This window comes from Streptomyces sp. CY-1, from assembly GCF_047218265.1.
Lineage (GTDB): Bacteria > Actinomycetota > Actinomycetes > Streptomycetales > Streptomycetaceae > Streptomyces > Streptomyces niphimycinicus.
On record NZ_CP178393.1, the window covers coordinates 8,100,871 to 8,115,275 of the forward strand.

Annotated in this window: 10 protein-coding genes; 8 read left to right on the forward strand and 2 right to left on the reverse strand. The window is 73.7% G+C overall.

All coding sequences use genetic code 11. The features are described from left to right. Positions 1–23: 23 nt before the first annotated feature. Together ACK1X7_RS34855 and ACK1X7_RS34860 are read left to right on the forward strand one after the other, a co-directional pair. The gene (locus ACK1X7_RS34855) at positions 24–1,655 is read left to right on the forward strand and encodes a 3' terminal RNA ribose 2'-O-methyltransferase Hen1 (protein WP_390792742.1); all 1,632 of its coding nucleotides are present in this window, start codon (positions 24–26) and stop codon (positions 1,653–1,655) included. Further along, entirely contained in the window at positions 1,652–4,276 is a 2,625-nt protein-coding gene (locus tag ACK1X7_RS34860; protein WP_413116107.1) for a polynucleotide kinase-phosphatase, read from the forward strand. Before ACK1X7_RS34855 ends, ACK1X7_RS34860 begins: the two co-directional genes overlap by 4 nt. A gap of 284 nt (positions 4,277–4,560) precedes the next feature. Here ACK1X7_RS34860 and ACK1X7_RS34865 read toward each other — a convergent pair whose 3' ends face one another. Next, the gene (locus ACK1X7_RS34865) at positions 4,561–5,568 is read right to left on the reverse strand and encodes a GlxA family transcriptional regulator (protein WP_385142277.1); all 1,008 of its coding nucleotides are present in this window, start codon (positions 5,566–5,568) and stop codon (positions 4,561–4,563) included. Between the two features lie 54 nt (positions 5,569–5,622). Here ACK1X7_RS34865 and ACK1X7_RS34870 point away from each other — a divergent pair, with 54 nt between their 5' ends. The 6 genes from ACK1X7_RS34870 (at position 5,623) to argF (ending at position 13,850) form a co-directional block, all read left to right on the forward strand. Then, positions 5,623–7,158: an MFS transporter gene (locus ACK1X7_RS34870; RefSeq protein WP_390792744.1), complete on the forward strand. Its 1,536-nt coding sequence runs from the start codon at positions 5,623–5,625 to the stop codon at positions 7,156–7,158. 84 nt (positions 7,159–7,242) lie between these two features. After that, positions 7,243–7,986: a Crp/Fnr family transcriptional regulator gene (locus tag ACK1X7_RS34875; RefSeq protein ID WP_385142283.1), complete on the forward strand. Its 744-nt coding sequence runs from the start codon at positions 7,243–7,245 to the stop codon at positions 7,984–7,986. Positions 7,987–8,254: 268 nt separating this feature from the next. Further along, on the forward strand, positions 8,255–10,471 hold the full coding sequence (locus ACK1X7_RS34880; RefSeq protein ID WP_413116108.1) for a hypothetical protein: 2,217 nt from the start codon (positions 8,255–8,257) through the stop codon (positions 10,469–10,471). A gap of 14 nt (positions 10,472–10,485) precedes the next feature. Next, the gene (locus ACK1X7_RS34885) at positions 10,486–11,283 is read left to right on the forward strand and encodes a hypothetical protein (protein WP_413116109.1); all 798 of its coding nucleotides are present in this window, start codon (positions 10,486–10,488) and stop codon (positions 11,281–11,283) included. Positions 11,284–11,426: 143 nt separating this feature from the next. Beyond that, entirely contained in the window at positions 11,427–12,656 is a 1,230-nt protein-coding gene (locus ACK1X7_RS34890; RefSeq protein WP_014055466.1) for an arginine deiminase, read from the forward strand. 189 nt (positions 12,657–12,845) lie between these two features. After that, positions 12,846–13,850, forward strand: coding sequence for an ornithine carbamoyltransferase (argF, locus tag ACK1X7_RS34895; RefSeq protein WP_390792746.1), 1,005 nt, complete (start codon positions 12,846–12,848; stop codon positions 13,848–13,850). On the opposite strand, the gene ACK1X7_RS34900 is transcribed toward argF, so the two are convergent. Beyond that, the gene (locus tag ACK1X7_RS34900) at positions 13,837–14,343 is read right to left on the reverse strand and encodes an ATP-binding protein (RefSeq protein WP_385142294.1); all 507 of its coding nucleotides are present in this window, start codon (positions 14,341–14,343) and stop codon (positions 13,837–13,839) included. The genes argF and ACK1X7_RS34900 overlap by 14 nt on opposite strands. Between the last annotated feature and the right edge of the window lie 62 nt (positions 14,344–14,405).

Genomic DNA, 14,405 nt, shown 5'->3' on the forward strand with positions numbered 1-14,405 from the left:
GGCACCGGGCGATACTCGGACGGGTGTTCTTGACGATAACCACCACCGGCACCGCCGAGCGCCCCGCGACCGACCTCGGGTTTCTGCTGCACAAGCACCCCGACAAGGCGCAGCGGTTCTCGACCTCCTACGGCACCGCGCATGTCCTCTATCCCGAGGCGACCGCCGAACGCTGCACCGCGGCGCTGCTGTTGGAAGTGGATCCCGTGGCGCTGGTGCGGCGGGGCCGCGGCAAGGGCCGGGGCGGCGCCCCCGACTCCGCGCTCGCGCAGTACGTCAACGACCGCCCGTATGCCGCCTCCTCACTGCTGGCCGTCGCGCTGAGCGCGGTTTTCTCCAGTGCGCTCAGGGGCCAGTGCAAGGCCCGGCCCGAGCTGCCGGAGCGGGCGCTGCCGCTGCGGATCGAGGTGCCCGCGCTGCCCGCCCGCGGTGGCGCCGCCCTGGTCGAGCGGCTCTTCGCACCGCTGGGCTGGGCGGTGACGGCCGAGCCGGTGGCGCTGGACGAGGAGTTCCCGCGCTGGGGCGACTCGCGGTACGTACGGCTGGTGCTGGAGGGCGAGCCGCGGCTGGCGGACGCGCTGCGCCATCTGTATGTGCTGCTGCCCGTGCTCGACGACGCCAAGCACTACTGGGTCGCTCCGGACGAGGTGGACAAGCTGCTGCGCTCCGGCGAGGGCTGGCTGGAGCGCCACCCCGAGCAGCGGCTGATCACCAACCGCTATCTGGCCCGGCGCTGGTCGCTGACGCGCAGCGCGCTGGAGCGGTTGGAGTTGGCGCGGCTCGCCGAGGCCGACGACACCGAGGCGGAGGAGATCGACAACGCCATCGACAGCGCCGTCGACAGCGCCATCGACAGCGCCACCGGCGAACCGGCGGCCGAGTCGCCGGCGGAGGACGACGGCGAAGAAGGGTCCGGGCAGCGGCCGGTGCCGCTGGCGGTACGGCGGCGGGAGGCGATACTCGACGCCCTGCGCGGGGCCGGGGCGGCCCGGGTGCTCGATCTGGGCTGCGGCCAGGGCCAGTTGCTGGGCGCGCTGCTGAAGGAGGCGCGGTTCACCGAGATCGTGGGCGTCGATGTGTCGATGCGCGCGCTCAACGAGGCGGCACGGAGGCTGCGGCTGGACCGTCCGGGGCCGGACCGTCCGGGGCAGGACCGCCCGGGGTTGGACACCGGCTCGGTCGAGCGGAAGTCGTCGGCCCGGCTGAGGCTGATCCAGGGCGCGCTCACCTACACCGACTCCCGGCTCGCCGGATATGACGCGGCGGTGCTCAGCGAGGTGATCGAGCATGTGGATCCGCCCCGGCTGCCCGCCCTGGAGCACGCGGTGTTCGGCGCCGCGCGGCCCAAGGCCGTCGTGGTGACCACGCCCAACGTGGAGTACAACGTGCGCTGGGAGACCCTGCCCGCCGGGCGGATGCGCCACGGCGACCACCGCTTCGAGTGGACGCGCGAGGAGTTCCGGGCCTGGGCGGAGCAGGTCGCCGAACGGCACGGCTACGCGGTGGAGTTCCGCCCCGTCGGCCCCCAGGACCCCGAGGTCGGCCCGCCCACCCAGCTCGCGCTCTTCCGCATGGCCGCCGAGGGCGGCGACCACGGCACGGACAGCCGAAGCGGCGACCGCACCGCGATCACGACGAAGGAGGCGGCGGCATGACCGAGGAGAAGCGCCCGATCGGCGTGCCCGACCTGTCCCTCGTGGTGCTCGTCGGCACCACAGGATCCGGCAAGTCCACCTTCGCCCGGCACCACTTCCTGCCCACCCAGATCGTCTCCTCCGATGTCTGCCGGGGGCTGGTCGCCGACGACGAGAACGACCAGAGCGCCACCCCCGACGCCTTCGACCTGCTGCACTACATTGTGGACAAGCGGCTGGCCGCCGGGCGGCTGACCGTCGTCGACGCCACCAACGTCCGCGGCGAGTCCCGCCGCAGCCTGATCGGGCTCGCCCGCGAGCATGACGTCCTGCCCGTGGCGATCGTCCTCGACGTCCCCGAGGGCGAGTGCGCCCGGCGCAACGCCCAGCGCCCCGACCGCGCCGGGATGCCCGACCATGTCATCCCCCGCCAGCGCCGTGAGCTGCGCCGCTCCCTGAAAGCCCTGGAGCGCGAGGGGTTCCGCAAGGTGCACATCCTGCGCGGCGTCGAGGAGGTCGAGTCCGCGGAGGTCGTCACCGAGCGCCGCTACAACGATCTGCGCCATCTCACCGGCCCGTTCGACATCATCGGCGACATCCACGGCTGCCGCTCCGAGCTGGAGACCCTGCTGGGCAAGCTGGGCTACGCCCTGCGCCGCGACGAGTCCGGCCGCCCGGTCGACGCCGCCCACCCCGAGGGCCGTACGGCGGTCTTCGTCGGCGACCTCGTCGACCGCGGCCCCGACAGCCCCGGGGTGCTGCGCCTGGTGATGGGCATGGTCGCCTCCGGCGCGGCCCTGTGCGTGCCCGGCAACCACGAGAACAAGCTCGGCCGCTATCTCAAGGGCCGCAAGGTGCGGGTCACCCATGGCCTCGCCGAGACCGTGGAGCAGTTGGACCGGGAGCACACCGCGGACCCGGACTTCGTCGAGCGGGTGCGGGCGTTCATCGAGTCGCTGGTCAGCCACTACGTACTGGACGGCGGGGCGCCGGTGGTGTGTCACGCCGGGCTGCCCGAGAAGTACCACGGCCGCACCTCCGGTCGGGTCCGTTCGCACGCCCTGTACGGGGAGACGACCGGGGAGACCGATGAGTTCGGGCTGCCGGTGCGCTATCCGTGGGCCGAGGACTACCGCGGCCGGGCCGCCGTCGTCTACGGCCACACCCCCACCCCCCGCGCCTCCTGGCTCAACAACACCATCTGCCTCGACACCGGCTGTGTCTTCGGCGGCCGGATGACCGCGCTGCGCTGGCCGGAGCGTGAGCTGGTGGACGTCCCGGCCGAGCGGGTCTGGTACGAACCGGTCAAACCGCTGACCACCGAGGCCCCCGGAGGCGCCGACGGCCGCCCGCTCGACCTTGCCGATGTGCGGGGCCGCCGTATCGTCGAGACCCGCCATATGGGCCGGATCGCGGTCAAGGAGGAGAACGCGGCGGCGGCGCTGGAGGTCATGAGCCGGTTCGCGGTCGACCCCCGGCTGCTCGGCTATCTCCCGCCCACCATGGCGCCGACCGCCACCTCCAAGGAGGGGACCGGCGGCGGAGCCGCCGACGGTGGTTTCCTCGAACATCCGGCGGAGGCGTTCGCCGCCTACCGCGCGGACGGGGTGCGCCAGGTGATCTGCGAGGAGAAGCACATGGGCTCCCGTGCGGTGGCGCTGGTCTGCCGTGACGCGGACCTCGCACGGGAGCGCTTCGGCGCGCCGGACGGCGCCTCCGGCACGATCCACACCCGTACCGGACGCCCGTTCTTCGACGACGTCCAGCTCACCGAGACCGTGCTGCGCGTGCTGAGCCGCTCCATCGACGGCGCCGGGCTGTGGCAGGAGCTGGACACCGACTGGCTGCTGCTGGACGCCGAGTTGATGCCGTGGTCGCTCAAGGCGGAGGGGCTGCTGCGCAACCAGTACGCGGCGGTGGGCGCCGCCTCTCGCGCCGTCTTCCCCGGTGTTCTCGCGGCGCTGGAGGGGGCGGAGGCGCGCGGTGTCGAGGTGTCCGCCCTTCTGGGCAAGCAGCGCGAACGGGCGTCGGACGCGGCCGCGTTCACCGACGCCTACCGGCGCTATTGCTGGCCGGTCGACGGGCTGGAGGGCATCCGGATGGCGCCGTTCCAGATCCTGGCCGCCCAGGGCCGTAACCTCGCCACCGCACTGCCCCATGATCAGCAGCTCGCCCTGATCGACCGGATGATCGAGGCCGAGAAGCCGGCCGCCGACGACCACGGCGCCCGGCTGCTGGCTCCCACCCGGCGGCTGATCGTCGACACCGAGGACGAGGCGTCGGTCGCCGAAGGCGTGCGGTGGTGGCTGGACCTGACGGCGGCCGGCGGCGAGGGCATGGTGGTCAAGCCCCTCCAGGGCTTTGTCCGCAAGGGCGACGGCCGGCTGGTCCAGCCGGGCGTGAAGTGCCGGGGCCGCGAGTATCTGCGGATCATCTACGGCCCGGAGTACACCCGCCCGGAGAACCTGGACCGGCTGCGGGTGCGCCATCTCGGCCACAAGCGCTCCCTCGCCCTGCGGGAGTACGCACTCGGGCTGGAGGCGCTGGACCGGCTGGCGGAGGGCGAGCCGCTGTGGCGCGTCCACGAGGCCGTGTTCGCGGTGCTCGCGCTGGAGTCGGAGCCGGTGGACCCGCGGTTGTAGGGACGACGGTCCAGGGGTGTCCGGCGGATTGTGGCGCCTGCGGCGGGCTGCTCCCCTACCCGCCCCTTCCCACAACTGGGGCTCCGCCCCAGACTCCTCTCCTCAAGCGCCGGAGGGGCTGGGAGACGGGGCTCTGCCCCAGACTCCTCTCCTCAAGCGCCGGAGGGGCTGGAAGTCGGGACTTCGCCCCTGGACCCCGGGGGCCAGGGGCGAAGTCCCGCGTGGTCCGTCGCACACCCCGTAGGGCCTGGCGGCCCAGGCTCTGGGGCCCCGGCCGCCTGGGCTCAGACGGCCGAGGGTGCCCGGGCCTCCCGGGCCCGGAACGCACGGCGGTAGTCGTGTGGCGGCACCCCCACCGCCCGGGTGAAGTGGCGGCGCAGATTGGCCGCCGTGCCAAGACCGCATAGCTCCGCGATCCGGTCCACCGGCAGATCGCCGCCCTCCAGCAGCTCCCGGGCGCGCGCGATCCGCTGGCCCTGGAGCCAGCGCAGCGGCGTCGTGCCCGTGGCGGCGTGGAAGCGGCGGGCCAGGGTGCGCGGGCTGGTGTGGGCGCGGCGGGCGAGGTCGGCGACGGTCAGCGGTTCGTGCAGCCGCTCGGCGGCCCAGTGCAGCAGCGGGGCGAGCGAGTCGTCGGTGCGCTCGGGCAGCGGCGCCTCGATGTACTGGGCCTGGCCGCCGGGCCGGTGGGCGGGGGCGACGAGCTGCCGGGCCAGGGTGTTGGCCGCCTCGGTGCCGTAGTCCTCGCGCACCAGATGCAGACAGACGTCGATGCAGGCCGTGGACCCCGCCCCGGTCAGCACATCGCCGTGGTCGACGTAGAGCACGGACGGATCGAGCCGTACGGCCGGATAGCGCTCGGCGAACAGCGCCGCGTACATCCAGTGGGTCGCCGCCGTACGGCCGTCGAGAAGTCCGGTCGCGGCGAGGGTGAACGCGCCCGAGCACAGGGACACGACGCGGGCACCGCGCCGATGGGCCTCGCGCAGGGCTGCGATCAGCTCCTCGGGCGGATCGCCGCGCACATCGGCCGAGGCCGGGACGATCACCGTGTCGGCGGAGATCAGCTCCTCGGTGCCGTACGGGGTGTGGGCGGCGAACCACGAACGGGTGGCGACCGGGTCACCGGCCTTCGCACCGCCCGGTCCGATCGCGCAGACCCGCAGCTCGTACCAGGGGTCGGGGAGTCCGGGGCGATCGGTGCCGAAGACATGGCAGGGCACCGCCAGGTCGAAGATCGGCATGCCCGGGGTGACGGCGAGGGCTATGGACCGCATGGCAAAAATGTAGCGCATGCTGTCACTCCTGCCACTCGTTCCGCCGTGGCTCGGGGCCGATGCTGGACGGGCATGACGACCCCTTCCTCGAAGGCCCAGGGGAGCGGTGTGCCCGCGGCCACCCCCGATGCGGCCCCCGATCCGGCCCCCACCCCCAGCCGTCGGCGCTGGCTGATCCTCGCCGTCGCGTCGGCGGCCCAGTTCCTCGCCGTGCTCGACATGATCGCGGTCAATATCGCCTTCCCCGCGATCGGCGCGGACTTCCGCTCCGCCTCCACCGCAGAGCTGTCCTGGGTGCTCAACGCCTACACCATCGTGCTCGCGGCGCTGCTGGTCCCGGCCGGCCGGCTGGCCGACGCGATCGGTGGGCGGCGTTCGTTCCTGACCGGCATCGCGCTGTTCGGGCTCGCCTCGGTCGCCTGCGGCGCCGCCCCCGGGCTCGGCACGCTGATCGCGGCGCGTGTGGTGCAGGGGGTGGCGGCGGCCGTCCTGGTGCCCACCTCCCTCTCGCTCGCCCTGCCCGCCTTCCCGCCGCGTGAACGGGCCACGGCGGTCGGCGTCTGGACGGCGGTGAGCGCGGTCGCGGCGAGTGCGGGGCCGGTGGCGGGCGGTCTGCTGGCCGCCCTCGACTGGCGCTGGATCTTCCTCGTCAATCCGCCCGTGGTGCTGCTGGCATGGGTGGCCGGGCTGCGGCTGCTGCCGCGCACCGGGCCCGTCCGCATCGGGCCAGTCCGTACCGGGCCCGTCCGCATCGGCCCCGTCCCCGGTGAGCGCCGCCGCCTCGATCCGCTGGGCACGCTGCTCGTCCTCCTCGGCACCGGCTCCCTCACCACCGCCTGCGTCGAGGCCGCGGACTGGGGCTACGGCGCCCCGGCCACCCTCGGCTTCCTCGCCGTCGGCCTGATCGCGGGCGCCCTGGCCGTGGCGCACGTACGCCGCCATCCGGATCCGGTGGTGGACCCCGCGCTGTTCCGGACCCGTGCCTTCACCGCCGCCACGCTCGGGCTGCTCAGCTACTTCCTCGCCTACGCCGCCTCGATCCTCGCCGCGACCCTGCTGTTCACCGGGGCGTGGGGCTGGCCCTCGGCCCGGGCGGGCCTTGCCGTCACGCCCTGGCCGCTCACCGTCCTGGTGGTGTCGATGCTGTCGGGGCGGATCGTCCGGGCGCTGGGGGAGCGGACCACGGCCGTCGTGGGCGGCTTGTGCTTCGCCGCGGGGCCGGTGTGGTGGCTGCTCCTCGCGGGCGGCGACGGTGCGCACTACGCCATGGAGTTCATGCCCGGGCTGGTGCTCACCGGGATCGGCGCGGGGCTCTATCAGCCGGTGATGTTCTCGGCCGCCGGACTGCTTCCGGCCCGTCAGTTGTCGCTCGGCTCCGGGGTGCTCATGATGTCCCGGCAGGGCGGCTCGGCCCTGGGCGTCGCGGCGCTGGTCATGATCACCGGGGGCGCCGCGCGGCCGGGGCTGGACGCGTTGCGCGCCGGGTGGGTCTTCACGGCGGTGACCGCGGCGCTCGCGACCGTCGCGGGCGCCGCGTTGCGTACGGGAGTTCGGGTCGATCCCGGGGAGAACGGCGGATCCGGCACGGACCCGCTACGGCACCATTGACGTGCCCGTGCCAGCTCCCTAGCGTGCTGACCGTCCCTGGGTTCTCCGCAGGCATGACGACGACGAGCTGAGCGGGGAGGGCGGATGAGTCTTTTCGAGGACGGACGGCCCTTTCTGCACGCCCTTCCCGCCGATGACCGGCGCGCACTGCTCGCCCTCGGCACACCCCGGGCCTACGCCCCCGGCGAGGTCGTGCTGCGCGAGCACGACCGTACGACCTTCGTCGTCGCGATCACCTCCGGCTGGGCCACCATCTCGGTGGAGACCGAGCGCGGGGTGCGGCTGATCCTGGCGTTGCGCGGGGCGGGTGAAGTCGTGGGCGACCAGGCCGCGGTGGACCACGGCTCGCGCAGCGCCACCGTCACCGCGCTCGGCCGGATGGAGGCGGTGGTGGTCTCCGGCGACCGGTTCCGGGCCTATCTGGCGGCGCGTCCCGTCGCGACCGTGCTGATCATGCGTCAGTTCAGCTCCCGGCTGCGCAGCTCAGACGGGGAGCGGCGGTCACTCGCCTCGGAGAAGGTGCTCCAACGGCTGGCGGCCCGGCTCGTCGAACTCGCCGAGCGCACCGGCCACCCCGCCGCCGACGGGGCGATCACCGTCGATCTGCCGCTGCCGCAGCACGACATCGCGGCCGCGGTGGGCTCGACCCGGGAGGCCGTCGCCAAGGCGCTGCGGCTGCTGCGCGGCCAGGGCGTCGTCCGGACCGCCTCGCGCCGCTTCGTGGTGATGGACATCGGACTGCTGCGGCTGCTGGCCGAGGGACGCGCGACGGGGGAGCACATCCCGGCGCGCCCCGCGACCGACCCCCGCGACTGCCCTCGCGACTGAGCGCGGGCGCGCCGTCTCACGCGTTCTCCGCGACTGTGTAAACGGCTACAGCCGCCCCGCCGTTCCCCGGCGACCCTGGAGTGGCACAAAGGGCGCGGGACCGTGAGCGACGGGGGTGCGCACGGCCCAGTGCCCCGCACCGGAGAAGGGCGGCGGGGCGGGCAGGGGGAGAAACCCCGCCGCCCGCTTCGGGCATTCACCGACACCCCACCACCATCACCATCACCACAGCGGGAATCGGGGGCCACGGCATGAAGGACGGCGGGCGATGAGCGCATCGGAAGACGTCGACGCCCCGGCGGAGTCGCGGGTACGACGGCTGGACGTCCCCAAGAGCGGCCCGCTGGACGGGGCGGGCCAGCCGGGCGGCGCCCGCACGGCGCGCGAGGCGCGCGCCCATCTGCATATCGCCGTCGGCCCGGCCCGGCTCTGCGCCGAACCGGCGCCGTACCCCCTCCCCGAAGGCCCGGTGCCCCGCGAGGAGTTGGACCGGCTGCGTCGGCTCTACCGGACCGTCCCCGGCTATGCCGCGATGCGCGACCATCTGCGGCGCACCGGCCTGCTGGCGCTGTGCGGCGAACCCGGCACCGGCCGCGCCTGGACCGGGCTCGCCCTCCTCGCGGAGCTGTCGGAGCTGGCCGACGGCGGGGTCTCCCGGCTGGGGGCCGGCATCCCGCATGGGCTGGGCATCCCGCATGGGCTGGGCATCCCGCATGGGCTCGGCATCCCGCAAGGGTTCGGCATCTCGTACGGGCTCGGCACCCCGCTAGGGTCCGGCGTCCCGTACGGGCCCGGCACCCCGCATGACCCCGTCCTCCCACTCGGGCCCGGCCTCCCCCACGGGGCCTCCGTCGTGGAGAAGACCGAGCGGGGCCACGGCTATCTCCTCGAACTCCCCGCCGATCAGGCGGACTTCGCGGTCGAACCCCTGCTGGACCGGCTGCGGGCCCACTTCGCCGGGCATGAGGCGTTCTGCGTCGTCCTGGTCGCGGGCGGCCCGGCCGCCGACCGGCTGCTGCGCGGCCGCCGCCACGCCGTGCCGTACGAGCCCCCGGCCGCCGCCGACGTTCTCGACCGCCACCTCATCGAACTGCTCGCCGACCGCCCCACCGGGCTGCTGGAGACGGCCCGCGCCACCGCCCGGCGCCCCGAACTGGCCGAGGCGCTCGGTCTGGACGAGCCGCGCCCCGGTGAGGCCGCCCGGCTCGCGGGCCTGCTGGCCGCGCACGCCGAGGGCAGGCTGTCCGAGGAGCGGCTGCTGGAGCACTGCCGGTCGTTCGCCCCGGACCAGGCCCGTGCGTGGTTCCTGGAAGCCGGGCGCCCCGGCACGCTGCCCGCCGCGCTGCCCGCGCTGCGCGCCGCCGCGCTGCGGATCGCGCTCGCCGTCTTCAACGGCTCGGCGCACAGCCTCATGGCGGAGGCCGCCGAACTGCTGGCCTGGGAACTGGCCGTCACGCTCGATCCGCAGTACGCGCCAGGGCGTCCGCTGTTCGCCGCCCGCCCCGGGGCCTCGCTCGCCACGGCGCGCGCGGTCCACGGCGACGGGGTGGAGGACCTCGGGGACGCGTCGGTGCCCGTGCGCGCGGTGTGGTTCGAGGGGCGCCGGCTGGCGCCCGCCGTGCTCCACGAGTCCTGGGACGCCCACCACAACCTTCGCGGCCCGATGGCCCGTTGGCTGCGCGGACTCTGCGACGATCCGCGCCCCCAGGTGTGGGTGCGCGCGGCGGTCGCCGCGGGTGTGCTGTGTGCCCGCGACTACCTCTACGGCCTGGCCGAGCTGGCGCTGCCGCTGGCCCGTACCGACAGCCCGGTGCAGCGGATGGCGGCGGCCACCGCACTGGCCGAGGCGGCCCGCGCCCCGGAGGTGCGCCCCGCCGTGCACGGGCTGCTGCGGGACTGGGCGCGCGGCGACGACGAGCGGGAGCGCGAGACCGCCGCGCTCGCCCACGGCTACGGCCTGGCGGCCGGCTCCGTCGCGGCGTCCCTGGCGGAACTCGGCCGGATCGCCTGCGCCGACGACGGCCGCACCACCTCCCACAGCGTGCTGCGGCTGCTGGCCGGGACCGAACCGGAGACCGTACTGACCGCGCTCACCCGCTGGCTGCGCGACACCCGGCGGCCCCGCCGGGACCTGGCGCTGCTCACGGTGTTGCGCGCGGTCACCACCCGCACCTCGCATCTGTGGGGGCTGTGCGAGGTGCCCGAGCTGGAGCCGTACGCCGCCTGGCCGCTGGCGACGGCGGTGCTGGCGGCCCATCCGGGGTGCGCGCCCCGGCTGGCCGAGCTGCTGCGGGCCGCGCTGACCTGGGCCAGATCGGCCGGGGCTGCCGAGGACGCGCTGGTCGGCTGGATCCGGCGGGCGGCCGGCGACGAGCGGCAACTGACGGTGTTGTGCGGCTTTCTGCCGCGGCTGGCGCAGGACGGCGACGAGCCGCTCGACGCCGCGGCGGCCACGCGGATACGGGAGGTGCTGGAGGCGCTGTGAGGAGAGAGACATCGATGGTGAAAGAGACAGAGGACCCGACAACCACGGAGACCAGGGAGACCAGGGACGACACCACGGCGGAGCGGGCGAGGACGGCGGGCGCGGGGGTTCGCCGAGTCTCGGTCACCGGGGCGCGGCTGCTGCGCGAGGCACTGCGCCACGGCGGGGACGACCTGCCCGCGGCGCTGCGGGGGGCCGATGACGGCCTGCTGCTGAGCGCGCTCGACGAGGGGCTGCCCGCCGAGCGGGCCGCCCGTGTCGTGGTCGAGCTGGTGCGCCGCGCGCCCGAGCGCGGACCGGAGCTGGCGGACGCGGTCTGCGAGAAGGTGCTGCTCGCCCAGCTCTATCTCGACCCCCCGCCCCGCGCCCAGGGCGGTGCGGACGGACCGGCCGCGGACCCCGGCCGCCGACTGCGGGTGCGCAACGCGCTGATGCTGTACGAGGGGCTGGTCCGCCCGTACGCGCGGCGCGGCGCGGTGCCGGAGCTGATGGCGTGCGTGCTGCCCGGCCTGTGGACGGCCGCCGACGGCGCGGGCCGTGAGGTGGTGCGCCGGATCGTCGGCACCCGGCAGATGACGGGGTTCGGCGAGAAGGGCTGGAAGGCGCTGTTCGGCGGCGTGGCCGAGGAGTGCCGGGAGCACGAGGAGGCGGCGGCCCGCGCCACCCGGCGCGAAACACGGCGGCGGTGGCGGCGCCGGGGCGCCGACGACGGCGGCGGGCTCGATCTGAAGCCCGGCCAGTTGTGGGTCTCCGCCCTGCTGGGGTTCATCGCGGTGGCCCTGGTGCTAATAGTCGTGATCGCGGCCGGATAGCCGCCCGCAGCCGACGGCGGGCCTGCCCCGCGCGGCGGAACCGCGGCGGAACCGAGGCCGAACCGCCGTGGCCATCCCGATCAGCGCCAGTGTTCCGTGTCGCCGGGCGTTCACAACGGGCCGCGAGCGGCGAAGATGGGGACATGGGATTCCATGTCGACTCCGAGGCCGGGCGGCTGCGCCGCGTCATACTGCACCGCCCCGACCTGGAGCTCAAGCGGCTCACACCCACCAACAAGGACGCCCTCCTCTTCGACGACGTCCTGTGGGTGCGCCGCGCCCGTCAGGAGCACGACGGCTTCGCCGACGTCCTGCGCGACCGCGGGGTCGAGGTCCATCTCTTCGGGGATCTGCTCACCGAGAGCCTGGGCCTGCCGGAGGCGCGGGCGCTGGTGCTGGACCGGGTCTTCGACGAGAAGGAGTACGGGCCCCTGGCCACCGACCATCTGCGCGCCGCCTTCGACGAGCTGAGCGCCCCCGAGCTGACCGAGGCGCTGATCGGCGGCATGACCAAGCGGGAGTATCTGGGGCGGTACCCGGAGCCGGTCTCCGTCCGCTTCCACGCCATGGAGCCCGACGACTTCCTGGTCAACCCGCTGCCGAACCACCTCTTCACCCGGGACGCCTCCGCGTGGGTGTACGACGGGGTGTCGATCAACGCGATGCGCTGGCCCGCCCGCTGGCACGAGACGGTGCACTACGAGGCCGTCTACCGCCATCACCCCCTCTTCGCCAAGGAGGACTTCCACGTCTGGTCGGAGGGGCAGGCCGCGTATCCCTCGACCATCGAGGGCGGTGATGTGCTGGTGCTCGGCAAGGGCGCGGTGCTGATCGGGATGAGCGAGCGGACCACTCCGCAGGCGGTGGAGATGATCGCGCACCGGCTCTTCGAGGCCGGTTCGGCCCGGACGATCGTGGCGCTCGACATGCCCAAGGGGCGGGCCTTCATGCACCTGGACACCGTGATGACCATGGTGGACGGGGACACCTTCACGCAGTACGCGGGGCTGGGGATGCTTCGCTCGTACACCATCGAGCCGGGTGCGGGCAGCAAGGACCTCAAGGTCACCGACCATCCGCCGGAGCATATGCACCGCGCGATAGCCGCGGCCCTCGGCCTGGACTCCATCCGCGTGCTCACGGCGACCCAGGACGTCCACGCGGCGGAGCGCGAGCAGTGGGACGACGGCTGCAATGTGCTCGCGGTCGAGCCGGGCGTGGTGGTCGCCTACGAGCGGAACGCGACGACCAACACCTATCTGCGCAAGTGCGGGATCGAGGTCATCGACATCCCGGGCAGCGAGCTGGGCCGGGGCCGGGGCGGGCCGCGGTGCATGAGCTGCCCGGTCGAGCGGGACCCGGTGGAGCCGTAAACGATCCCCCGGACCCGTAAGCGAGCCCGAGGACCCGTAACGCGAGCCCGCGGACCCGTAATGCCAGGGTTCACCCCCCGGTCTCCGTATATATGCAGAGCATCGTATATGCTTCCATGGTTCCTGGCCGCGGCGCCCTCGCCGTAGCCCCTGATCCGCCGTATTCGCCGTGACCTAGGAGCCACCCTTATGGCGATTGACCTCACCGGCCGCCACTTCCTCAAGGAGCTGGACTTCACCGCCGACGAGTTCCGTCGCCTGATCGAGCTGGCGGCCGAGTTGAAGGCGGCCAAGCGCGCGGGTACCGAGGAGCGGCGGCTGCGGGGCAAGAACATCGCCCTGGTCTTCGAGAAGACCTCCACCCGTACCCGCTGCGCCTTCGAGGTCGCGGCCGCCGACCAGGGCGCCTCCACGACCTATCTCGATCCGGTGGGCTCGCAGATCGGTCACAAGGAGTCGGTCAAGGACACGGCGCGGGTGCTCGGCCGGATGTACGACGCGATCGAGTACCGGGGGCACGGCCAGGGCGTCGTCGAGGAACTCGCCGCACACGCCGGGGTGCCCGTCTACAACGGCCTCACCGACGAGTGGCACCCCACCCAGATGCTCGCCGACGTGCTGACCATGCGCGAGCACAGCGACAAGCCGCTGGACCAGGTCGCCTACGCCTACCTCGGCGACGCCCGGTACAACATGGGCAACTCCTACCTCGTCACCGGTGCCCTGCTGGGCATGGACGTCCGCATCGTCGCGCCCAGCCTGCTGTGGCCCGACAACACCATCGTGGAGCTGGCGCGCCAGCTCGCCACGTCCACCGGCGCCCGGATCTCGCTCACCGAGAACGTCGAGGAGGGCGTGCGCGGCGCGGACTTCGTCGCCACCGATGTGTGGGTGTCCATGGGCGAGCCCAAGGAGGTGTGGGACGAGCGGATAGCGCTGCTCGGGCCGTACGCGGTGACGATGGACGTGCTGCGCGCGACGGGCAACGACGCCGTGAAGTTCCTGCACTGCCTGCCGGCCTTTCACGATCTGGGCACCGACGTCGGCCGGGAGATCCACGAGCGGCACGGGCTGACCGAGCTGGAGGTCACCGACGAGGTCTTCGAGTCCGAGCACTCCGTCGTCTTCGACGAGGCGGAGAACCGGATGCACACGATCAAGGCGGTGCTGGTCGCGACCCTCAGCGCTCCGTAGGGCCTTCCGTGGCGGGCTCCGCCGGGCCGTCCGCCAGGCCCTCCGTGGGGCCGCCCGCGGGGCTTCCCGTGGGCGGAAGGATGAACCAGACGGCCTTGCCGTAAGGGGTCGGCCGGTAGCCCGCGTCCGCGCTGAGGGTCCGGATCAGCAGCAGCCCGCGTCCGCCCTCGGCGAGGCCGTCGGGTCTCTTGGGCCCTTCGGGGCGCCCCAGCGAGTCCAGCCCGCCGGGCGGATTCGGGTCCTGGTCGTGCACCTCGACCTGCCAGCCGCCGGTCGGCACCAGCTCCACCACCAGCTCTATCGGCTCGTCGCCGTCCGTGTGCCGCACCGCGTTGGCCACCAGCTCGGCCGTCAGCAGCTCCGCCGTGTCGCCGTCCACGGGTGCCCCGATATCCGCCAGGGTGTTCCGGATCAGCGCACGCGCCAGCGGTACGGCGGCCGTCGTGTGCGGCAGGGCGAAGCGCCAGGTGGCGGCGTGGGAGGGATCGGGCACGGAAGGGGTCCAGTCGGTCGGCGTGAAAACGGAGTACCGCGGCCCTTGACGGTATGAAGCGG